Source organism: Amycolatopsis sp. CA-211722, from assembly GCF_056828465.1.
The window spans coordinates 7,721,707-7,743,946 of record NZ_CP184752.1; the positions used below are offsets into that span (position 1 = coordinate 7,721,707).

14 protein-coding genes are annotated in these 22,240 nt (G+C 69.3%); 4 read left to right on the forward strand and 10 right to left on the reverse strand.

The features are described from left to right. Window positions 1-4: 4 nt before the first annotated feature. Window positions 5-1,591 carry a helix-turn-helix domain-containing protein gene (locus tag ACOCEP_RS35450; protein WP_482333885.1) on the reverse strand — a complete coding sequence of 529 codons (1,587 nt, stop codon included), beginning with the start codon at window positions 1,589-1,591 and terminating at the stop codon, window positions 5-7. A gap of 225 nt (window positions 1,592-1,816) precedes the next feature. Between ACOCEP_RS35450 and ACOCEP_RS35455 the strand changes: the two genes are divergently transcribed. Continuing rightward, the gene (locus ACOCEP_RS35455) at window positions 1,817-2,995 is read left to right on the forward strand and encodes a phospholipase D-like domain-containing protein (protein ID WP_482333886.1); all 1,179 of its coding nucleotides are present in this window, start codon (window positions 1,817-1,819) and stop codon (window positions 2,993-2,995) included. A 404-nt stretch (window positions 2,996-3,399) separates the two neighbouring features. Here ACOCEP_RS35455 and ACOCEP_RS35460 read toward each other — a convergent pair whose 3' ends face one another. The 6 genes from ACOCEP_RS35460 to ACOCEP_RS35485 form a co-directional block, all read right to left on the reverse strand. Further along, window positions 3,400-5,823 (reverse strand): glucan 1,4-alpha-glucosidase, encoded by a 2,424-nt coding sequence (locus tag ACOCEP_RS35460; protein WP_482333887.1) that lies wholly within the window; start codon window positions 5,821-5,823, stop codon window positions 3,400-3,402. Window positions 5,824-6,002: 179 nt separating this feature from the next. Then, the gene (locus ACOCEP_RS35465) at window positions 6,003-9,320 is read right to left on the reverse strand and encodes a fibronectin type III domain-containing protein (protein ID WP_482333889.1); all 3,318 of its coding nucleotides are present in this window, start codon (window positions 9,318-9,320) and stop codon (window positions 6,003-6,005) included. 345 nt (window positions 9,321-9,665) lie between these two features. Continuing rightward, window positions 9,666-10,193 (reverse strand): hypothetical protein, encoded by a 528-nt coding sequence (locus ACOCEP_RS35470; RefSeq protein WP_482333891.1) that lies wholly within the window; start codon window positions 10,191-10,193, stop codon window positions 9,666-9,668. Between the two features lie 37 nt (window positions 10,194-10,230). Next, complete coding sequence (locus tag ACOCEP_RS35475; RefSeq protein WP_482333892.1) at window positions 10,231-11,136, reverse strand: aminoglycoside phosphotransferase family protein; 906 nt, start codon at window positions 11,134-11,136, stop codon at window positions 10,231-10,233. Between the two features lie 126 nt (window positions 11,137-11,262). Further along, a complete protein-coding gene (locus tag ACOCEP_RS35480) occupies window positions 11,263-12,402 on the reverse strand; it encodes an HAF repeat-containing protein (protein WP_482333893.1) in 1,140 nt (379 codons plus the stop codon). Between the two features lie 165 nt (window positions 12,403-12,567). Then, window positions 12,568-16,014: an indolepyruvate ferredoxin oxidoreductase family protein gene (locus ACOCEP_RS35485; RefSeq protein ID WP_482333895.1), complete on the reverse strand. Its 3,447-nt coding sequence runs from the start codon at window positions 16,012-16,014 to the stop codon at window positions 12,568-12,570. A 162-nt stretch (window positions 16,015-16,176) separates the two neighbouring features. On the opposite strand from ACOCEP_RS35485, the gene ACOCEP_RS35490 reads away from it, so the two are divergent. Further along, window positions 16,177-16,641, forward strand: coding sequence for an Lrp/AsnC family transcriptional regulator (locus ACOCEP_RS35490; RefSeq protein WP_038512105.1), 465 nt, complete (start codon window positions 16,177-16,179; stop codon window positions 16,639-16,641). A 229-nt stretch (window positions 16,642-16,870) separates the two neighbouring features. Here the strand turns inward: ACOCEP_RS35490 and ACOCEP_RS35495 are convergent, their stop codons facing one another. Beyond that, the gene (locus ACOCEP_RS35495; RefSeq protein ID WP_482333897.1) at window positions 16,871-17,848 is read right to left on the reverse strand and encodes a helix-turn-helix transcriptional regulator; all 978 of its coding nucleotides are present in this window, start codon (window positions 17,846-17,848) and stop codon (window positions 16,871-16,873) included. Between the two features lie 56 nt (window positions 17,849-17,904). Here ACOCEP_RS35495 and ACOCEP_RS35500 point away from each other — a divergent pair, with 56 nt between their 5' ends. Further along, window positions 17,905-20,253: an excinuclease ABC subunit UvrA gene (locus tag ACOCEP_RS35500; RefSeq protein ID WP_482333899.1), complete on the forward strand. Its 2,349-nt coding sequence runs from the start codon at window positions 17,905-17,907 to the stop codon at window positions 20,251-20,253. An 86-nt stretch (window positions 20,254-20,339) separates the two neighbouring features. Further along, a complete protein-coding gene (locus ACOCEP_RS35505) occupies window positions 20,340-20,990 on the forward strand; it encodes a GOLPH3/VPS74 family protein (protein ID WP_482333901.1) in 651 nt (216 codons plus the stop codon). Here the strand turns inward: ACOCEP_RS35505 and yidC are convergent. Both yidC and ACOCEP_RS35515 read right to left on the reverse strand, forming a co-directional pair. Beyond that, window positions 20,980-21,762 (reverse strand): membrane protein insertase YidC, encoded by a 783-nt coding sequence (gene yidC / locus ACOCEP_RS35510; protein ID WP_482333902.1) that lies wholly within the window; start codon window positions 21,760-21,762, stop codon window positions 20,980-20,982. The two genes, ACOCEP_RS35505 and yidC, sit on opposite strands and share 11 nt — an antisense overlap. Window positions 21,763-21,828: 66 nt before the next feature. After that, window positions 21,829-22,185: a DUF6412 domain-containing protein gene (locus ACOCEP_RS35515; protein ID WP_482333903.1), complete on the reverse strand. Its 357-nt coding sequence runs from the start codon at window positions 22,183-22,185 to the stop codon at window positions 21,829-21,831. Window positions 22,186-22,240: the final 55 nt, after the last annotated feature.

The window sequence follows — 22,240 nt, forward strand, 5'->3', positions numbered from 1 at the left end:
ACCCTCAGCCCAGCTTCAGCAGGATCGGGCTGCCGGTGACGGCGACCTCGGCGCCGGGCTCCATCGGCGTGACTTCCCCGTCGAGGTCTTCGACCGAGGTGGTGCCCTGTGCCGCCGGGATCCGCTCGGACCGGTCGATGGTCCACCAGATCAGGAAGGCCTTGCCACCCTGGTCGAAGCGGCACTGCCACAGGTGATCGGGCAACCCGGCCGCGCGCCCTTGCCCGCAGGAATGGATCCGGCTGCCCGACAGCCAGGTGTGCAGGCGTTCCACGTGTCGCGCCGCCTTCGTGTGCGGGCCGCCGGCGGGCTGCAGCACGATGGGGATCTTGGCGCTGCCCCAGTTGTAGAAGTACATGCGGCGGTATTGCGCGTAGAGGCCGGAAAGGAAGAACCGGACAGCGTGCCGCGCACCCCGGTCGGCGTCGAGGGGCTGTTGCCTGTTCACGTCGTAGGCCGACCCGGTGCTCCACAACCTGATGCCGGCTCCGGCTTCGTGCAAGACCTTTTCGATCTCCTGTGCCAGTGGCAGCATCGTCTCCGGCGGGTCGGAGTCGTTGCGGGGAGCCAGTTTCATCGCGGCGGCGTCGCAATGGTCGTAGCCGCCGAGCTTCGCGAACCGCCGGAACCCGTCGAACGCGCCGGGATCCCAAAGCTCGCCCATGGACGGGCAGACCACGGTGGCGGCGGGGTCGGCGGATTTGATCACCTGGCTCGCCCGCCGCGTCATTTCCACCAACCCGGCCATCGAACCGGAGAAGAAGTCCTGATGGTTGGCCATGTCCCACAGCTCGTAGGCGTCGATCCGGCCGCGATACCGCTCGACGACGGCCCGCACGAACCGATCCCAGTCGGCGAGGTCGTCGGGCGGGCCGGTGCGGGAATCGTCGGTGTAGACGGACTTCGGGCTGTTCGGGCTCGCCCACGACGGGGTGCCGCCGAAGGTCAGGGACACCGGGAAACCGGCGCCGCGAGCGCTGGTCACCAGCCGTTCGAGGGTTGTCCAGTCGTGCCGGCCGCGGGCGGGCTCCAGGTTCTGCCACCGGGTGCGCGTGTTCCACAGCCGGACCGATCCGACGCGGAACGTCGGCATCAGCCCGGTGTTCGAGTTCGTCGTCACCCCGACGAATTCCGGATCGAGCGCGCGTGGCGCGTTCGTCCACATCGCCGCCTGGACAGCGGGTGCCGTGACCTGCGCCTGCCGGTCCGGCGGATTCGCCATGGCACCTCCGGCGAACAGGACCACTCCGAGGACCACGACGAGCGCGACACGGGACAGCGGTCGCGCGCGAGCGGTCTCGGCCACGTCGGTGTCACGGATGACGACCGGCTCGGGCACCGGGGTTTCGCCCAGGTCCGCGCGCTCCCACACCCGGTACAGCTTCGCGAGATCCTCACGGCTCGCGCCGCACACCGTCGCGATCGCCTCGATCGGCGCGAACGTCGTGGGTACGTTCCGTCCCGTGCAGTAGCGGTGCACGGTCGACCGGCTGGAATGCACCTTGCGCCCGAGCTGTTCGTAGCTCAGGCCGCTCCGCTCCTTGTACTCGGTGAGAAGTGCCGCCAGCGTGGCAGCCGCCTCACTCGCCATCCCGCTGCGCCCCCTCCGCGCCCTGTCCTGGACGGGCACCAGTGTCCCATCGCGCGCCTTTCGCCGCGCGAATTCACGAGATCACGTCTCCCGGCCCGGCGTCACCGCAGGTCAGAGGCGTGGATTCGTCCCAGCTTCCCAATCCGCGCGATTTCGCTTGCCACGCCGCCCCGCGCTGGGGAGCGTGGACCCGCCGGCAGATCCGGCGATGGGGAGGGAATCGGAATGAAACCGCACAGGAAGACCTTGCTGCGTGGAGCACTGGCGACCGCGCTACTGGTGGCGGCGACCAGCGTCCCGGCCGCCGCCGCGACGCCGCGGCTGACCACGCGCGCGGACTTCAACACCCCGGGCGGCGGCCAGATCGTCGAATACCTCGAAAAGCTGATCCGTGGCGCGCCCGAGAACTCGACCATCAAGACCGCGCAGTTTCTGATGTGGGACAAGCCGATCACCGAGGCGCTCGCGGACGCCGCGGAGCGCGGGGTGCACGTCCAGGTCCTGGTCGACGGCCGGACGACGGACCATCCGAGCTACAAGGACATGAAGCACCGGCTCGAGAAGACCGGCGACAAGAACTCGTGGGCGAAGAACTGCGAGGACGGCCGAGGGTGCAACGGCGGGAACGCCATGCACAACAAGTTCTTCCTGTTCGATCGGACGCTCGACGCGTCGACGGTGGTCGCGACCGGATCGGCGAACTTCAGCGAGAACACGACGGGCGGCAAGGGCGGCTGGAACAGCTACTACACCGACGTCGGGAACGCCGCCCTGTTCGCCAGGTACAACGACTATTTCGGCGACCTGCGGAGGGTCGCGGACGGGGCCACGGCGAACCCCGACTACTACGAAGCCAACCCGCCCGTCGTCACCGGGAACACCAAGAGCTACTTCTACCCGAGGCTCAAGGACGCGGGCAACGACACCGTCGAAAACTCCCTGAAGGAGGTCGGCTGTTCGACGGAGAAGTCCAAGATCCGCATCGGGGTGTGGTCACTCACCCGGATGAAGATCATCGAGCGGCTGCGAGTGCTGGCCGCCCGGGGCTGCACCGTGGACATCGTGGCCTTGCGGATGGTCAAGGGCTCGTGCGAAGCGCTGCTGAAGGGGCAGCCGGACCGTGTGCGGCTGCGTGGTTTCAAGAAGAGCAACGAGGCGGGCATCCACGAGAAGAACATGATGATCGAGGGTGACTACCTGAAGCCGGGCACCAAGGTCGTCTTCACCGGCAGCCAGAACTTCAACAACCCGTCCTTGCACGAGAACGACGAGAACGTCATCCGCGTCCTCGACAACGACGGGATCTACCGGAGCTTCGTGCGGAACTTCGAGCAGGTGGCCCAGGCGGCCGACCAGGAGATCAAGTCGCCCGGGGACTGCGGGAAGATGGTGCCGGAGGACTGATCCGGCGCTCGTGAGCGGACACGTCCGGAGCACGCCTGCCTCACGTCGCGAACCCGGCAGGGCACCCGGCTGCGAGACAACGAGGTACGTGAAGGCCTCCTTGCCTACCCTGAAGGTAGGGAAGGAGACCTTCACGGACTCGCGATCGCCATCCGCGGCCTCAGCGATAACACCAGTCTCAGCAACCACAGCGGCAGCGCGTGAAGGCCCCCTTCCCTCGGCTCAGCCGAGGAAACTCGACCTTCACACCTTCCCCAAGTACGTGAAGGCCCCCTTCACTGCGTCTAGCGCAATGAAGGGGGCCTTCACGTACTGCAGCTGCGAGCGAGCATGGCAGTGGCGTGGTGAGGCACGGCTCGTGAGTGGCGATTCGGACTAGAACCGTCCTTACCACCCACGAGGGCTCAGGGCCGCCAGGTGTCGTTCAACGCCATCGTGCAGCCGCTCGAAGCGGTACCGCCCCGGTTGGCACCCGATTCCCACGTGACGGCGCCGCCCTTCTTCCGGATGTACTTGTACTGGAAGGCGGCTCCCTTCGGCAGCGTGACGTTCGCCGTCCACAAGGGATAGCCGGCCGACGACATCGGGATCGCGTTCGCCGGGTTCCACGCACCGAGTTCGGGCCGGTCGCCGACGACGAAGATGTTCTGGCCCCACGAAGTCGTGGCGTTCACCGTGAACTTCGCCGAAACTCCCGCGCACGCTGCGCTGTATCGCTGCTTGACCACCGAAGGCGTCTCGACCGGGGCGCCCGCGTCGATCGAGTGCGCCAGCCGAACGAACTGCGCCATCGACCAGGCCAGCGGCGTCGCCGAGCCCGTGCCTTCGCCGAAGGTGAAGCCACCGGCGCTTTGCCGGTCCCAGACCTGTTCGGGGATCAGGAAACCGGGATTGGCCGACGCGGCCATGGCCGCCAGATGCGTCGTCGCCGGGCGCCCGTTGGCCAGCTCGTACTCCCCGCGCTCACCGGTGAGCAGCGGCCACAGCCGTCCGATGCCGGCGCCGGTGTACGGGCCACCGGAAGCGGTTTCGCCGTAGCCGTCGTGGTTGTACCGGTACCACATCGGACCGTTGGGAGTGTCCACCTTCAGCGTGGAGTCCACTTCGGACAGTGAAGCGGCGACGTCCGGATCGGCCGCGGGTTTGACGCCGAGGCGGACCAGATCCAGGAAGCCGGCGTCGATGATGGCGCGTTCGTCGTGGTTCCCGCCGCCGTTCTGCAGGAAGACGTTCTGGCCGTCGTCGGGATCGCCGTTGCCGTCGATGCGGTGGAAGTACCGGCCGTCGCCGAGCGGACCGGACGTGGTGAACGTCCAGGCGCTGACCTGCGCCTGCCACCGGTCCGCGGTTTCGCGGTAACGGGCGGCCGCCGTCGTGTCACCGTTGCGATCGGCGATGTCCGCGGCGCAGATCAGCCCGGCGATCTCCGCGGCGATGGTGGACGGCGAGTAGCCGCCGTTCTCCTCCCAGCGTTCCTGCGGGGTCGAGGGGCCGTTCGCGACGAGGAAGTCCGCGGACTTCTTCACCTTCGCCCACATCCCCGCGTCGGCCCGGCCCAGCTGCCACGCGAGCACGATCGGGAAGGCGACCTCGTCCATCTGCAGGCTGGTCCAGCAGTTGGTGCCGTCGAGGCGGGTGTTCTGCGGGAACGAACCGTCCGGCCGCTGCTGGACGGTGAACAGGTAGTCGACCGAACGGTGGGCCGCCGCCGAGTCTCCCGCCGCGATCTGCGCGGTCGAGACCTGGTAGAGGTCGCGGGACCAGACCGCGTGATACCCGCAGTCCCCCGTGCCGTTCGCGTCTTTCGCCTCACCCCAGGGATTGGTGAGCGAAGCGACGTTCGCGCCCGAGTACGTCTTGTCCTCGTGGGCCTTGAGGGTCATCAGCGCCACGTTGTACTGCGTGGTCAAACCGGCGCCGGTGATCGAACGGGGCACCGCGGCCAGCGACGAGAGATAGCCGCTCCAGCCGGACCGGTACGCGGTGTCCGCCGCCCCGAACCCGCCGGCGAGCGAGGCCGACGCGTTCGCCGACGCGGCGCCGCGATCACCTCCGAATCCGAGCGCGAGCGTGAACGTGGTGTCGGTGCCCACGGGGATCTGCCCGAGCTGCACGAGATTTCCGGGCGCCGACGCGGTGTCGTACTGCGCGCCGAGAACGTGATCACCGCTCAGATCGACGTAGCCGTCGCTCGCGGTACCGCTGTAACCGCTGGTCGCCTTGACGAACCCGGTGGAGACGGCCAGGGCGCTGGACACCGGCCCGTCCGAAGCGACCAGCTGCCCACCGGAGGTGGCGCCGGTGTCCCCCATCCCGCTGTTGTTCAGGGACGGGTTGTACAGCGCGTACAGCTGCAGCGGACCACCGCCGAGCACCTCGAACCTGGTCTGGATCAGCACGGTGGACCGCGCCGGGTCGGCGGTGTGCGTCTTGGTGATCCGGTACCGCCCGTTGGTGGCGGTGTTGATCTGCCGGTAGCTCAGGGAACGCGGGTCGGTGAGCACCAGCTGCTTGGTGGTGTGGTCGCGTTCCAGCTGCGTGAAACCGGCACCGTCGGACACCACGTACTGCAGGTCCTGGACGTTGGCGACGTCCACGGTCGGGTAGTAGATCTCGTGGTTGATGCCCTGGCCGAGGGTGAACCAGACCTTCGACGCCGCGTTCGTGGCGGTGCCGAAACCCTCTTTACCGCCGGTCGTCCAGGCCGCCCCGGTACCCGGCGCGCCGGGCGCGTCCGCCAGTGGCGCGGCGCTCACCGGCGTGGACGCCAGGAGCGCGCCGGCGGTCAACAGCGCGACTATCGCGCGACGCCGCTTCGGAGACTTCATGTCGATCCTTCCCACAGGCTTCATCGACGGCAGGATTTGTTGTTAGCGGCAACTTATTACCTGGCCGTCGCGCCCGGCAGGGCCGATCGGAGTAACCCGGACCACTCGCGCCGGTGGTCCGGTCATGGATCCGGCCCCGCCGCGGGTCGCGACGGGGCCGGATCAGGGTTTCCGTGGGATCAGCCGACCGGACGCGGCTTGAGGTTCACCTCCACCGTGTTGCCGGGCCCGGAGGCGACACCGCTGACGATGTCGTTGAGGAATCCGCAACCCTGCAGCGGCGGCAGGGTGTAGGTGCCGGTGAGTTTGCCACCGGCCAGCGGGTCGAAGCCGGCCTTGGACTGGAGCGGGATCTGGGCCGGGGTCTTCGTCTGGCAGGCCGGGCTCGCCGAGACCGGGAAGCCGAAGACGCTGACCCGCGGCAGCTTGACCGTCACCGCCGAGGTCGACTTGAGCACCCCGTTGGCCAAGGTTCCCGTGGTCTTGCCCGCCGAAGCGAACTCGATCTTCGCCTTGACCGGGACGAAACCCCAGAGCGTGAGGTTCGCGCTCGTCGGGTTCAGCGTCAGGTCGGCGTCGAAGGTCCCGTTCGCCAGCGTGATCGCGGCGTTGATGCCGCCGCGCAGGTCGATCGGGCCCGCGAGCTTCTTCAGCTGTGTCTTACCGGTCAGGTCGTAGCTGTACTTGACGACCGGGGACGTGTTCGGCTGGGTCTTCGCCGTGACCGCCGCGCTGGCGGCCGACTTGTTCCCCGCGGCGTCCTTGGCGACGACGGTGAACGAGTACTCGGTGTCGGCCGTGAGACCGTCCACGATCACGGAGGTGCCCGGCACCGACTTGACCAGCGTGGAGCCGTTGTAGACGTCGTAGCCGGTGACACCGACGTTGTCCGTCGCGGCATCCCACTGGAGGCTCACGCTGGTCTGCGTGGTTCCTGTGGAGCGCGGGTTGCCCGGCACGCTCGGAGCCACCTCGTCGGGCGAGGCCTGCGTCCGGACGGTGATGGCGGCGCTCGGAGTCGAGAGGTTGCCTGCCGCGTCCTTCGCCACCACGGTGAACGAATACTCGGTGTCCGGCGCCAGACCGTCCACAGTGGCCGAAGTCCCCGTCACCGACTTCACCACCGTGGAACCGTTGTAGACGTCGTACCCGGTGACACCGACGTTGTCCGTCGCCGCGTTCCATTCGAGGCTCACGCTGGTCTGCGTGGTCCCGGTCGAACGCGGGTTGCCCGGCGCACCGGGAGCCTGCGTGTCCGGCGCGGCCTGCGTCCGCGCCGTCGCCGCGGCGCTGGGCGCCGAAGCGTTGCCCGCAGCGTCCTTCGCCACCACAGTGAACGAATACTCGGTGTCCGGCGCCAGACCGTCCACAGTGGCCGAAGTCCCCGTCACCGACTTCACCAGCGTGGAACCATTGTAGACGTCGTACCCGGTGACACCGACATTGTCGCTCGACGCGTTCCAGGACAGCGCGACACTGGACTGGGTGACGTCGGTCGTGGCCAGGCCGGCCGGAACGCTGGGCGCTTCGGTGTCGGGAACCGTGGCGGTCCGCGCGGTCACCGCCGCGCTGGGCTCCGACCTGTTGCCCGCCGCGTCCTTCGCGACGACAGTGAAGGTGTACTCGGTGTCGGCGGCGAGACCGTCGACGGTGGCGTTGGTCTCCGTCACCGACTTCACCAGGGTCGCGCCGTTGTAGACGTCGTAGCCGGTGACACCGACGTTGTCACTCGCCGCGTCCCACGCCAAGCCGACGCTGGAGGCCGAGGTACCGGTCGAGCGCGGGTTGCCCGGCACACCGGGAGCCTGCGTGTCCGGCGCGGCCTGCGTCCGCGCGGTGACCGGGGCGCTGGCCGCCGAAGCGTTGCCCGCCGCGTCCTTCGCCACCACGGTGAACGAGTACTCGGTGTCGGCCGTCAGACCGTCGATCGTGGCCTGCGGTTCCGTGACCGACTTGACGACCTCGGCGCCCTTCAGGACGTCGTAGCCGGTGACACCGACGTTGTCACTCGACGCGTCCCAGGCCAGCGTCACGCTGGTCTGGGTGGTTCCGGTCGAGTGCACGTTCGCGGGTGTGGTCGGCGCCTGCGTGTCCGGGGCCTTCGCGGTCCGCGCGGTGGCCGGCGCCGTGGCGGGCGAAACGTTGCCCGCCGCGTCCTTCGCCTTGACCGTGAACGAGTACTCCGTGTCCGGCGCGAGACCGTCCACAGTGGCCGAAGTCCCCGTCACCGACTTCACCACCGTGGAGCCGTTGTAGACGTCGTAGCCGGTCACGCCGACCTCGTCGGTGGCCGCGCCCCAGGACAGCGCGACACTGTTCTGGGTGACCTCGCCGACGGTCACCGCACCGGGAGCCGAGGGCGGGGTCGTGTCCGCGGCCGCGGTGACGGTGAAGGTGTGCAGCACGTTGGCCTGGCCGTTCGCGGGGGTGCAGTCCGCGACGAAGGTGCCGAGGCCGGTCTCCGCGCCGGAAGCCGTCAACGGCGTCATGGTGAGCACCAGATCGTGCACCGAAAGGGTCGCCGTCCCCGGCTGGTCGAACCGCAACGACGGCGCCGCACCACTCGCGGTGACGATCAGGTCGTTCCCCGTCGGTGGGATCGGCTGCAGCGGGACGGCTGTCGGCACGCCGACCGCGAGATGTCCCTGCGGGCTGGACACCAGCGAAGTGGCCAGCGCCGATCCCTTGATCTTCTCGGCGCCGACGAGCCGGAGCCCTTCGGTCGCGGTCTTGCCCGCGTTGGAGACGGCCGTGATGTCGATCCTGGGCGTGAACTGGCCGACCGGGATCGTGTCGGGCAGCGACGCGTTGATGTCGACCGTGACGTCCTGGTTCCCGATCAGCGGGAACGGGCAGCTGTAGACCTGCCGCAGCGGCGGGTGGTTCCCCGTGCCGACAACGGCTTCCGGAGTGACCGGAGCGCCGTTCACGGTGTAGGTCTGCAGGACGGTCTCGGCCCCCGCCGCCAGCGTGCAGTCCGAAGTGAAGGTGCCCAGCCCGGTTTCGGTGCCGTCGGCCTTCAGCGGGGTCATCACCAGCTGGAGCCCGGTCACCGCGAGCGAGGCGGTGCCCGGCTGGTCGAACCTCAGCGCGGGCGCGCTGCCCGTGGCGTTGACGACGAGGTCGTTGCCCGCGGGCGGGATGGGCTGGTTCGGCACGTCGGAGTCGACCTTCACCGTCATCGTGCCCTGGCTGCCGGGCATCGTCACGGTCGAGGTCGCCTTCGCGGTGCCCTTGATGGACTCGGCACCGACGAGCCGAAGACCTTCCGTCGCCGTCTTGCCCGCGTTGGACACGGCGGTGATCTCGATGGCGGGAGTCAGTTTCCCGGTCTCGATCGTCGAGGGCTGCGTGGTCTTGATGGTGACCGAGACGTTCTGATTTCCGATCAACGGGAACGGACACGAGTAATTCTGCGTGAGCTCACCCGGAGCCGCGGCACTGGTGCCCGAACCTATCGCGAGACCCAGTGCCACCAAGGCCGCCGTGCTCACCACGGCGATGCCCCCAGTGGCCAGTCTTCGACTACGTCTTCTGTGTTTCACAGGTACCTCTCCAACACATGGACCACGCCCGCCGAAACCACCGACAAATGATTAATGCCCGCTTTCGCGGGCTCTTCCCGGCGGGCACGTGTGCACATTTACGGGTATGCCACAGGGAATTAACACACCCGCAAGGCGCACCAGGCAAGGAAAATCACAGAGCCCGCGCGACCATTCTTCGTCTTTGTCATACGCGGTCGATTCGCCGTTCGCGAATCTGTCAGCCACGCCCCCAAAACGCCCGTCTCAGCCTCGGCACTGGTGGTTACTGGCCAACATGGCCGCGATCGGGTGGGCCTACCTGGCGCGCCAGGGCGGGACCCAGCCGAGGCGTTTGCAGACCGTGTTGATGTCGGGATCGGTCAGGCTCCGGCGGTCGGAGAGGTTCGCCGACCGCGGTCCGAGGACCTGCATCCGGTCGACCGCGGTACCGGGGTCGCCGATGTCCTTGCGGACCTCGATCAGGAAGTCGGCGTAGAGCCGGAACTGGATGTCGGCGGGCGCCCCGGCCGGGAGCGCCTGCATGAGCCGGGAGTACGCCTGGACGATGCCGTCGGAGCCGTACACGTTCACCCAGGTGTCGAAGCGGCGCTTGTGCTTCAGCTCCTCTTCCGTGGGCAGGTCGTCGCTGGTGAACATCCGGTCGAGCATGTCGACGACCGGCTCGCACATGGCGCGCTTCTGCTCGGAGATCCGTTCGCGGACCTGGTCGACGCTCTGCACCCGGGCTTCGAGACGGCGTGCGGCCAGCGCGAACATCCCGGCGACCACGGCCGCGGAGACCGAGGCGACGGCGGCGATCACGGCGACGACGATGGCGGACATGCGCCCGATCCAACCACGGATCGATCACGGGCGACGGTCAATCGGCCAGGATCCCGGCCAGGACGCGGCGCGCGTTCACCGCCTCCTCGTCGGTGCGGCCCCGCGTCCGGGCGCAGGTGACCAAGGTCTTCCAGAGCGCCCAGCCCCGTCCGCGCTCCCATTCCGGGCCGTCCGCCGATAGCCGCTCTCGGAACGCCTCTCTGCCGTCGGCTGTCAGCAACGTCCAAGCGATGGCGAGGTCGCAGGACGGATCGCCGGCTCCGCAGGTACCGAAGTCGATGACGGCCGCGAGTCTCCCGCCGCCGAGCAGAAGATTCCCCGGCGCGACGTCGCCGTGGAACCACCGATCCTCGCCGTCCCAGGGAACGTCCAGCGCCGACTTCCAGAGAGCGCGGGCCGAGCCGACGTCGATCTCACCGTCCAGCGCCGTGAGCGCGCGTTCGGTCAAGGTGTCGAAGGTCCGCAGGGTGCCGCCCCGGAACCAGTTGTGCTTACCCGGCCGAGGGCCGGCCGTGGCGTCGATATCCCGCAACGCCGCCAGGAAACCCGCCAGTTCGAGAGCGAACCGGACCGGGTCGGAGATCCCGTCCGTGCTCGCGGGTTCGCCGTCGAGCCACCGGTAGATCGACCAGGAGAACGGATAGCCCGCGCCAGGCTTCCCTTTCGCCAGCGGGATCGGGACGCGCAGCGGCAGCCGCGGAGCGAGCACGGGAAGCCACCGTTGCTCCTTGTCCACCGCCAAGGCGTATTCGGCCGCGCTCGGCAGCCGCGCCACCATTTCGTCGCCGAGCCGGAAAGTCCTGTTGTCCCAACCGGACTCGGCCACCGGCCGGACCGGAAGACCGGCCCAGTCCGGAAACTGCTCGGCGACAAGCCCGCGCACCTGCGCCACGTCGACGGTGATCCGCCGCGGCGGCGGGCCGAGATCCGGCGTGCTGCCCAAGACGGCTTCCTTCGCTCGATTGACGCTCTAGGCTGCCCGGCGATGTCGCGAAAGCCACTTTCGAGACGTCAGAAGTCTCGAAAGTGGCTTTCGCGACATGCGCACCGGACCGGCGCGACCCGGACGCTAGCCGAGAGTCCAGTACACCGCGCGGGACTTTCCGGCGGCGTCGGCGGCGGTTCCGACCACCCGGCCGTTGTCGGTGATCCGGTACCCCTGCGCGCGGGTGCCGCCGGGCAGCGTGCCGAGCTGCCTGCGTTCCCCGTCCAGGAACCAGACCGTCGCCTTGCTCCGGAAAGTGCCCGCCACGGTGCCGTGGGCGTTGACCGACTCGGCGTCGGCGCCGAGACCGTCGTCGGCCAGTACGGTGACGCCGCCGTCGAGATCCCAGACCAGGGCCGATCGGCGAGGCGGGTTCAGATAGCCCGAGCCGACCACGTAACCGGTGGAGCCGATCCCGTGGATCCAGACCGAGTGAGGGCTGGGCCAGGACAGCGGATGGAGCACGCCGTCCCGGTCCCACTTCGCCGGGACCGGGGGTCCGCCGCCGGTCTCGCGGAGGACTCCGGCGGCCACGCCGTCCTCGTTGATCCGGCTCGCCCCGCTGCTCACGCCCAGGGGTGCCAGTTCGCTGATCGGTCCGCCGTTCACCCACCGCACGGCGTGGTTCGCCGCGGCGCGCACGGCGCTGCCGACGACGATGGTGCCGTCGGCGGAGATGCTTTCGGCCATGCTCCAGGTCTCGCCCGGCAACGTCCCGAGGTCGGTGGCCACGCCATCCGGGTCCCAGCGGAACCCGTGGAACTGGCCGTCCGGCGTCAGCCAGTTCCCGACGACGACGTTGGTGTCGCTGATCGCCCACGCCGTGGCGTTGTGGTGGCCGGGCGGAAGCCGCAGCAGGGTCGCCTGGCCCGCGGCGTCCCAGCGGGCAGGCACGGCGGTGGTCGCGGTCAGTACGTGACCGGCGGACACCCCGAGAGCGTTGATGGCACGGACCTGCCCCTCGGTGCCGCCCGGCGTGGGCAGCGCCATGATCTGCCCGGCGGCGTTCCAGCGGACCGGATGGCTGCGCTTCGGGGCCGGGCCCGCCAGCGACAGCCCGACCATCTCCCCCGCCTCGTTGACCGCCAGGACCGTGCTCTCGTCGTCCCCGGGCAACGTACCGAGATCCACCGGCCCCACCGGCGTGGCCTGCGCGGTCCCCGTCCCCGCGCCGGTGACCACGACAAGTGCCGCCACCAGCGAAATGACCCGTCTTCGCGCCATGGGCGCACGATTCCTCATCACGATGACTCCCCGATCCCGATCAGTGGTGTGTCATGCGCGGACCCCAGAGCGACAGTAGTGCACTCGGACGATCCGACGGACCCGTCACCGAAAACGTCGTCCGGAAGTACAAAAAAAGCGTGCCAGGCGACAAAATTCCGGTCGTCAGGTGCTCGCGCCGAGCCGCTCCCCCTGCGTGAGTTCGGCGAGGAGCGCGGACTGTTCCCGCCGGTAAGCCTCGACGTTGGCCAGTTTGACGTCCTCGTAGCCGCGGACCAGATCGGGCAGCTCGGCCAGGGCCAGGAGCCTGCCCCGGTCCGCGTCCTCGGCGCCGAAAGCGGCGAGGATCGTTTCCCGGTACTGCCCGACGAGTTCCCGTTCCACCTTCCGGACGTGTGCCCTGCCGAACGGGTCCCAGCGGGTGCCTCGCAGCTTCCGCGCGGCGCGCAGTGCGACGAACACCGGGCGGAACTTCGGGCCCAGTGCGACCTTCCGCTTCATTCCCAGCGCGCGGAGCACGGGCGGGTGCAGACGATAGGCGTAGTGGCTGCCGACGCCGAACTCCGCCTCGATCCCGGCGAGCACGGCGGGATCGAGCGAGAGCCGCGCGACCTCGTACTCGTCCTTGTAGGCCATCAGTTTGTGCAGATTTCGCGCCACCGCCTCGGTGACGGCGGTCGAATCCCCTTCCAGGACCCGGACGCGTTCGACGAACTCGGCGTACTCCCGCGCGTAACGCGCGTTCTGGTACTGGACGAGTTCCGGCACGCGGATGTCCAGCAGCCGCGCGAGTTCCGTCCCCGGCTCGGCATGGACGAGCGCGCGGGCACGCAGCGCGGCGGCCGACGGGGCGGGGGTCGCGGCGACGGTGGGCGGAGCGATCGCGGCGTGCAGCTTGCCGGGGTCGGCGACGAGCTGCCTGCCGCGCCGGAAAGCCTGGAGGTTGCCCGCGACGGCGACCCCGTTGAGTTCGATCGCGCGCTCCACACTGGCCGCGTCCAGCGGGATCGCGCCGGTCTGGTGAGCGGCGCCGAGCTGGAGGATGTTGGCGAACTGGTCGTCGTCGAACAGGGTTTCCGCCAGCGCCCGCGCGTCGAGGGCCACCGTCCGCGCCGCGCTGTCGGAGATCGCGCCCCGCACCGCCGCCGCGTCGGGGAACGAGACGGTGGTGTCGACGACCATCCGGCCGGTCGGCACCTCGGTCGTGGAGACCACGGCCGTGGTCCGGCCGGGGTCCGTCACCGTCAGATGCGCGGGGTCCGCGCCGACGAGGACGTCGCAGGCCAGGTACAGATCGCATTCCCCGGCCGCGAGTTTCGGGGCCTGCGGCTTCGGCTCGGCGGTGATCTTCAGATCCGAGACGACGGCGCCGCCCTTCTGCGCGAGCCCGGTCTGATCCAGCGTCCGGACCTGCTTGCCCTCGATCACGGCGGCCGTGGCGAGGATCTGCGCGACGGTGACCACGCCGGTCCCGCCGACGCCGGTGATCCGCACCGTGAAGTCGGTGCCGGTGGCCTCGGGCTCCGGCAGCTCGGCCGCCGTGATCTCCGCGAGCCGCGCCCGGTGTTTGCGTCCGGTGGGCACCACCGTCATGAACGACGGGCAATCCCCGGCCAGGCACGAGTAGTCCACGTTGCACGACGACTGGTGGATCGCGGTCTTGCGGCCGAACTCCGTGCTGACCGGCTGCACGGACAGGCAGTTCGACTTCTCGCCGCAGTCACCGCAGCCCTCGCACACCCGCTCGTTGATCACGACCTTGGCCGCCGGGGTCTCCAGCTTGCCGCGACGGCGTTTGCGGCGTTTCTCGGCGGCGCATTCCTGGTCGTGGATGAGCACGGTGACCCCGGGAACGCGGGCCAGTTCCTCTTGTGTGGCCAGCAATTCGTCGCGGTGCCGGATCTCGACGCCGTCGGGCAGGCGCACGCCGCGGAGCCGCTTCGGCTCGTCACTGGTGATGACCACCTTCGCGACGCCTTCGACCAGCAGCAGCGACGCCAGCCGGTCCACCGAGAGCCCGCCGACGGCGTCCTGACCGCCGGTCATCGCGACGGTCGCGTTGTAGAGGATCTTGTAGGTGATGTTCACCCCGGCGGCCACCGCCGCCCGGACGGCGAGACTGCCGGAATGGGTGAACGTGCCGTCGCCGATGTTCTGCACGAAATGCGAGGCGTCGACGAACGGCTCCATCCCGAGCCACTGCGCGCCCTCGCCGCCCATCTGGGTCAGGCCGACCACGTCCCCGACCTGTTCCGGTTCCATGAACAGCGCCATGGCGTGGCAGCCGATCCCGCCGCCGACCACGGTTCCCTCGGGCACCTTGGTCGACGAGTTGTGCGGGCAGCCGGAGCAGAAGTACGGCGTCCTGGTCAGCAACGGCACCGAGATGCGCTCACGACGGCGTCGTTGCCGCCACGCGATCACCGACGGGATCTCGTGGTGGTCGCCCAACCGCGCGGCCAGCACCCTGGCGATCGCGTCCGGGTCGAGCTCACCGAGTTCGGTGCACAGGACGCGGCCGTCGGGGCCGGTCTTGCCGTACACGGCCGGCGCGCCGGCGGTGCCGTACAGCACCTCCTTGATCGCCGATTCGACGAAGGAACGCTTTTCCTCCACCACGACGATCTCGCTCAGGCCGTCCGCGAACCGGCGGACGATCGACGGTTCGAGTGGGTGGATGACGCCGAGTTTGAGGATCCGGATGCCGTGCCGGGACAACGCTTCGGCGTCCAGGCCGAGCAGCCGCAGTGCCTGCATCAAGTCCAAATAGGACTTTCCGGCGGTGACGATGCCGACGCGATCCGCCGGTCCTTCCTGGACGATCCGGTTGACGCCGCTCGCGCGCACGTAGTCCACGGCCAGCGGCAGACGTTCGGTGTACAGGCTGCGTTCGAGCGCCATCAAGGTGGTGCCGAGCAGCCGGGAGGTGGGCTTGTGCCGGTACGCGGGCAGGGCGAGTTCCGGCGCGGTCCAGCGCGGATGGACGTGGGCGGTGCTCGCGGCGTCGGCCACGTTCGCCACGAGTTTCATCGACGACCACAGCCCGCTCGCCCTGGACAGCTCCACCGCGTGCAGGCCGAAGTCCAGCACGTCCTGGGAATCGGCCGGGAAGAACACCGGCATCGCCAGGTCGGCCAGTGCGAGCTCGGAGGCGCACGGCACCGAGGAGGACTTGGCGTTCGGATCGTCGCCGACCAGCGCCACCGCACCACCGGCCGGGTCGGTGCCCGCGAGATTGGCGTGCCGCAGGGCGTCGGTCGCCCGGTCCAGCCCGGGTGCCTTGCCGTACCAGAACCCGGTGACGCCGCGCGACGAGCCGACCGACGCGGTGAGCTGGCTGCCCATGACCGCCGTCGCGGCGAGCTCCTCGTTCAGGCCGGGGCGGTGCACGACGTCGTGCTTTTCGAGCAGGACGGAGCGGCGGCCGAGTTCGAGGTCGTACCCGGCCAGCGGGGATCCCTCGTAGCCGGAGACGAACACGGCGGGCGACGCCCCGGCGGCGCGGTCGTGCCGTACCCGGTCGAACAGCATCCGGACCAGGGCCTGGACGCCGCTGAGGTAGACGGTGCCGTCCTCCCGCAGATACCGGTCCTCCAACGTGAACTGCTCCACCAGACCTGCCTCCTTCGGCACCCCCGCGCGACGTCACGACAGGAGACCCGACCTCGCGGGCCGCCGCAACAGGCGGCAGTCTATTGGCACCCCGCACGCAAAAAATCCGGCCCATCTTCTCCGCTGGCCGATATCCGTTGCGTCTGCGTACCATCCTGGCCCATGGCGGACCAGCTCATCGACGAGACCGATCGCGAGATCCTCGAACTGCTGCGGGAGGACGCCCGGCGCACGCTGGGCGACATCGGGGCCCGCGTCACGCTGTCGACCGCGGCCGTCAAACGCCGGATCGACCGCATGCAGGAGAACGGTGTCATCGTCGGCTACACCGTCCAGATCGACCACGCCAAACTCGGCTGGGGCATCGAGGCGTTCACCGAACTGCGGTTCACCGGGACCACCAAGGTCGGCGAGATCGTCCGCACCACCACCAGGATGCCGGAAGCCCAGGCGGTGTTCACCATCGCCGGCGACCCCGACGCGCTCGTCTGGCTGCGGGTGCGGGACATGGGCCACCTGCAGCGCACCATCGACGAGATCCGGCGGCATCACCAGGTGACGGGCACGAAGACCCTGATGGTGCTGGACTCCTGGACGCGCGGCCAGCAGTGGCCCCACCCCTCGTGAGTGGTTAGGACGGTTCTAACCGTCCTAACCACTCACGAGGCCCGTGGCACCGCACTCGCGTGATCAGCGGCGTAACTCGCGTGATCAACGGCGTAACTCGTGAGTGCCGCTTCCAGACACGCGAGTTACGCGCCTGATCACGCGAGTTACGCGCCTGATCACGCGAGTTACGCCCTTACGCACGCCGCCGCACCTGCGTTCCCAGTAGGTACTCAGGGCACGGTTGGCGCTAGTGGTCCTTGCCACTCACGAGGCGAGTGGTCCCTCGCAGCAGCCGCTCCCCCGTCCGCGCGAGGTATTCGCCGAATTCCGCCGGCTCCTCCACCGTGAACCCGATGTCGGTGAGCAGAAGGACGACCGCCAGCCACTCGAAGGAATCGACGTACGCGACATATCGACAGCTGTCGTCGCCCAGGGTCTCGAAACTCCCGTCCATCCGATGCAGCCGGGCCGCGGCCTCGTCGGCACCGACGTCCAGCGTCAGCGTGATCCGGAGCGATTTCGGGCTGTGAAAGCGTTCCTGGAGATGAGCCGCGACGTCGTCGACCGGGAGTTCACGCGGCTCGAACGCCACCTCCGTCGTCCTCGGCCCGGCGATCCGGTCGAGACGGAAGCTCCGCCAATCCCGCCTGCCGAGGTCCCACGCGTACAGGTACCACCTCCTGCCGAGCTGGACCAGGCGCATCGGCTCGACCGTCCGTGACGACGGGCCGTCCTTCGCCGTGTACGCGAACTCGAGGCATCGGCGGGCCGCGATCGCCGCGGCGAGGAGGTTCAGGACGTCCTGGGTGACCCGCGGCTGGTCACCGCTCCCGAACTCGACCGCGGCGAGCATTTCGTCGGTCCGCCTGCGCAAGGCCGCGGGAAGGACGCGCCGGAGTTTCGCGGCGGCGCGGTCGGCCGATTCGGCGGTCAGGTCGACGCCGGTGCCACCCGCCGCGGCGAGCCGCAACCCGAGCACGGTGGCGATCGCCTCGTCGTGTTCCAGCATCAGCGGCGGCAGCGCCGTTCCGGCGACGAGCCGGTAGTTGCCGCCCGGGCCGCGGCTGCTCTCCACGGGATATCCCAGACCGCGAAGGTGGTCGATGTCCCGGCGAAGAGTGCGCGGCGGGACTTCCATGGCCGTAGCGAGCTCGGCGGCCGGCCACGCCCGGCCGGACTGCAGGAGCGACAACAGCCGCAGCATCCGTTCCCGTGGTGCCGTCACGACGCCTCCCGTAATTGTGGCCGAAAACCGGCCACATCTCATCGTAGTCTCGGTTCATGGCGAAAGTTCGAGCAGACCGGGGCCGGTGGATCACCGTGGAAGGCGCCCGGACGCACAACCTCCGCGACGTCTCGGTGCGGGTGCCGAAGCACCGGCTGACCGTGTTCACCGGCGTGTCCGGATCCGGGAAGTCGTCGCTGGCCTTCGACACGATCGCGGCCGAGGCCGAACGCCTGGTCACCGGGAGCTACCCCGCCTTCGTGCGGAACCGGCTGCCCCAGCACCCACCCGCCGACGTCGACCGGATCGACGGGCTGGTCTTCACCACGATCGTCGATCAGCGGCGGTTCACCGGCAACGCGCGGTCCACCGTGGGCACGGCGAGCGACATCGCACCCTTGCTCCGCCTGCTGTTCTCGCGCCTCGGCGAACCGAACGCCGGATTCTCGCCCGCCTATTCGTTCAACGATCCGGCCGGGATGTGCCCGCGCTGCGAGGGGCTCGGTGTGGTCGACGAAATCGATCTCGACCGGCTCCTCGACCGCTCTCGGAGCCTGCGCGACGGCGCCGTGCGCTTCCCGACGTTCGCCCCCGGGACCTACCGGTGGAAGCGGCTCGTCCACTCCGGACTCGTCGACCCCGATGTCCCGTTGGAACGGTTGCCGCCCGCCAAGGTCGAGACTTTGCTGCACGCCGAGGGGCTGCCTCTCGACGATCCGGGCGACGACTACCCCAAGCACGGCCTCTTCGACGGGATCGTCCCGCGGCTGCGAGACACGTACCTGCGCAAGACGCCCTCGCGGCTCACTACCGAGGAGCGGGAGGGACTCGCCGGAGTCGTCACGCGTGGCGTCTGCCCGGAGTGCGAGGGAACCCGCCTGTCCGAGGCGGCGCGCGGCAGCCTGATCGACGGACGCTCCATCGCGGACTGGTCCGCGCTACCGGTCGGCGAATTGCGGGACGTCGTCGCGAAAGTGTCCGATCCGTCGGTGGCGCCCCTGCTGCGGGCGATCCGCGAACGCCTCGACGCGCTGGACTCGGTCGGCCTCGGCTACCTCAGCCTGTCCAGGGAGTCGAGGACGCTGTCCGGCGGCGAAGCCCAGCGCGTGAAGATCGTCCGCCATCTCGGGAGCGCGCTCAGCGACGTCTGCTACGTGTTCGACGAGCCCAGCACCGGCCTGCACCCGCACGACGTGCACCGCCTCCTCGGACTGCTGGCCAAGCTCCGCGACGCGCACAACACGATCCTGGTGGTCGAGCACCATCCAGCGGTCATCGCGGCCGCGGATCACGTCATCGATCTCGGCCCCGGCGGCGGTGACGGCGGCGGACGCGTCCAGTTCGAAGGCCGCCCCGGTGATCTCATCGCGGCAGGTACCGAGACCGGGCGGATGCTCGGTACCCCGCTTCGGTTCCGGGATCGGACCCGCGCCCCGCGAGGGACCGTGACGATCTCCGGCGCCCGCGGGCACAATCTGCGGGACGTCACCGTCGACGTGCCGCTCGGCGTGCTGACCGTCGTCTCGGGTGTCGCCGGTTCCGGCAAGAGCAGCCTGATCACGGGCGAACTCCCGCTGCAGCACCCCGATTTCGTCGTCGTCGACCAGGCCCCGTTGCGCGGCGGGATCAGGTCCACACCGGCCACGGTGCTGGGCGTCGCCGAACCCGTCCGCGAGGCGTTCGGGAAGGCGACGGGAAGGCATCCATCGTGGTTCAGTGCCAACGGCCGCGGCGCGTGCCCGGTCTGCAAGGGAAAGGGCGTCATCATCACCGACCTGGCGTTCCTCGACGACGTCCAGACCGGCTGCGACGCTTGCGGCGGCACCCGGTTCAACCCGGACGCGCTCGCCGCGCGCTTGACCGGGCGGACCATCGCCGACGTCCTGGCGATGAACCCGGCGGACGCCGCCGCGCTCTTCGGCGAGCATCCCGCGATCGCTCAGCGGTTGCGCTGGCTGGACCGGGTCGGGCTCGGCTACCTGACCATCGGCCAAAGCCTCGACACGTTCTCCGGCGGCGAACGGCAACGGCTGCTGCTCGCCCGCCGGCTCGCCGACGCCGGCCCTGCGGACGAACTGCGCCTGATCCTCGACGAACCCACCGCCGGGCTGCACGGCAGCGACGTCGACCGGTTGCTGGCCCTCTGCGACGAACTCGTCGACGGCGGCGCGACGCTCGTCCTGATCGAACACGACCAACGCGTGATCGCGCACGCCGACCACGTCATCGACATCGGGCCGGGCGCGGGAGCCGACGGCGGGACGGTGGTGTTCGAGGGCGAGCCGTCGGCACTGGCCGAGGACACCGCGTCGATCACGGGGCGTCATCTGCGAACGCGTTCCCGGCGCCGGACGGCGCCGGGAACACCCACCCGCCCGGGAACAGTTCCCGGGCGAGCGCAATGATTCCCCATCGGGCTTTGCCCGACACGCCGGTACCGAACAGTTCTTCGCCCTGATACTCGCTCCCGACGGGCCCGTGGGAGGACGAAATGACCGAGTCACTGCCCCAGCGGATGTACCTGCTCGGCTACGACACCGAGAAGAACCGGCTCGACCCCACCAGTGCCCTGGTACGAGGCACGCTCCTGCGGGCGGCCGCGGTGGCCGAGCTGGTCATCGCGGGTCTTCTCGCCGATCGCGACGGCAAGGCCGCGCGCACGGCCGCGGCAGGCCTCACTCCGGGTGACCTCTTCCTCGCGAAAGTGCTGGAGGACGCTCCTGAAGACAAGCCGCGCCGCTGGTTCGCCCTGATCGACCGCGACTGGCACAAGGCCGAGAACCTCGTCCGAGACCAGCTCGCCGCTTCCGGGACGATCAGGGTCGGCAAGCGCCGGGCCCTGGGCATCTTCCCGGTTCACGACATCACGCTGACCGAACCGCACCAGGCGCGGGCGCTGCGTGAGCCGATCCGCGACGTGGTGCTGAGCGGCGAAGACCCCGCCGCCGTCCCGATCGAGAACGCGGTCCTCGCCATGCTGTCGTACGAAGGTGACGTCCGCACGGTCTTCACCTCGAAGGAGAATCGCGCGAACCGGAAAGCCGTCAAAGCGCTGGCGGCGCACGTCGACACCGTCCTGCCCGGACTCCGCAAGGCGGTTCGATACTCGGTGGCCGCCCGCCGATCGTCGGTCAGCGGCTGATCTCCTCCCGGTCGACGATCTTGGTGAGGAAGTGCTGCTGTCCCAGCGTCCACACGTTGGTGGCCAGGAAGTACAGCAGCACCCCGATCGGGACCGGGAAGAACGCTCCCGAGACCAGCATGCCGACCGGTGCCAGGTACATCATCAGCTTGGTGATCCCCGCCGCCTCGGGGGCGGTCGCGGTCTGCCGCGCGAGTCCCGAGCGCATCGAGAAGAACGTCGCCAGGCTCGCGATCACCATCAGCGGCACCCCGACGGCGATCATGTGGACGTGATCGGTGCCGAACGCGGCCAGCTCCGCCGCCGGCTGCGAAAGCCAGTTGCCGAGCTTCGCGCCGAAGAGGTCGGCGTTCAAGAACGACCGCACCCCGGCGGCGTCGAAGACGTGGTTCGACTGCGCTCCGGGCGTGAAATCCCGCAAAACCCAATACAGGGACAGGAACACCGGCACCTGGATCAGTGCCGGGAGACAACCGCCCAGCGGGTTCGCGCCGGTTTCGGCATGCAGTTTCTGGATCTCTTCCGTCATCCGCCGTCGATCCTTGCCGTACTTCTCCTTGATCTCCCGCATCCGCGGCGCGAGCGCCTGCATGCGACGGCCCGCGCGCAAGGCGCCGAGGGCGGGTTTGACCAGCAACAGGCGCAGGGTGAAAACGAGGAACACGATGGACAGCACCCAGGCGACGCCCGAGTCGGGACTCGAAACGGCGCCGAAAACCTTGTGCCAGAACCAGAGAATGGCGGAAACGGGGTACAGCAGGACATCGAACATGACCAGGTCACTCCGTCGGTCGAGGGTGTGTGGGCAGGAGTGACTGCCTCACCCTCGGACGGAAGGTCAGGCAGTCGCGATGCCCGGTGACGGAGCCCGGGGCCGCACGCGGCCACGCGCGTCGGGGTCGCGCAAGCTCAAGAACAGCTGCGCGCGTTCGCGCAGGCTGATGGCGCGCACCCGCATCGCGGCGGCCGCCGGTTCCAGGCGGAAGTGCGCGGCCAGCGCGAGCAGGACGGCGGCGAGGGACGCGGTCAGGGCGGCGGCGAGGCCGAGCGGGTTCGCGACCGCGATCGACGCCGTCAGCGCGGTGGCCAGGCTCAGCGGGTTGATCCCGCCGAGGGCCGGGAGCACGACGAACAACTCGGGCAGGAACAGCGCAAGCATCAGCTTGAGCCGCACGCCGAAGTAGGTTCGCTCCACGTCACCGACCCTACCGGAGTTATTGCGTTGCGTGACTCCCGACGACGCGGGCAGT

Coding starts and splice junctions, on each gene's coding strand:
- ACOCEP_RS35490 (WP_038512105.1), top strand. CDS start 16,177: ATGGCGGACCAGCTCATCGACGAGACCGATCGCGAGATCCTCGAACTG.
- ACOCEP_RS35480 (WP_482333893.1), bottom strand. CDS start 12,402: ATGGCGCGAAGACGGGTCATTTCGCTGGTGGCGGCACTTGTCGTGGTC.
- ACOCEP_RS35470 (WP_482333891.1), bottom strand. CDS start 10,193: ATGTCCGCCATCGTCGTCGCCGTGATCGCCGCCGTCGCCTCGGTCTCC.
- ACOCEP_RS35455 (WP_482333886.1), top strand. CDS start 1,817: ATGAAACCGCACAGGAAGACCTTGCTGCGTGGAGCACTGGCGACCGCG.
- ACOCEP_RS35505 (WP_482333901.1), top strand. CDS start 20,340: ATGACCGAGTCACTGCCCCAGCGGATGTACCTGCTCGGCTACGACACC.
- yidC (WP_482333902.1), bottom strand. CDS start 21,762: ATGTTCGATGTCCTGCTGTACCCCGTTTCCGCCATTCTCTGGTTCTGG.
- ACOCEP_RS35500 (WP_482333899.1), top strand. CDS start 17,905: ATGGCGAAAGTTCGAGCAGACCGGGGCCGGTGGATCACCGTGGAAGGC.
- ACOCEP_RS35460 (WP_482333887.1), bottom strand. CDS start 5,823: ATGAAGTCTCCGAAGCGGCGTCGCGCGATAGTCGCGCTGTTGACCGCC.
- ACOCEP_RS35450 (WP_482333885.1), bottom strand. CDS start 1,591: ATGGCGAGTGAGGCGGCTGCCACGCTGGCGGCACTTCTCACCGAGTAC.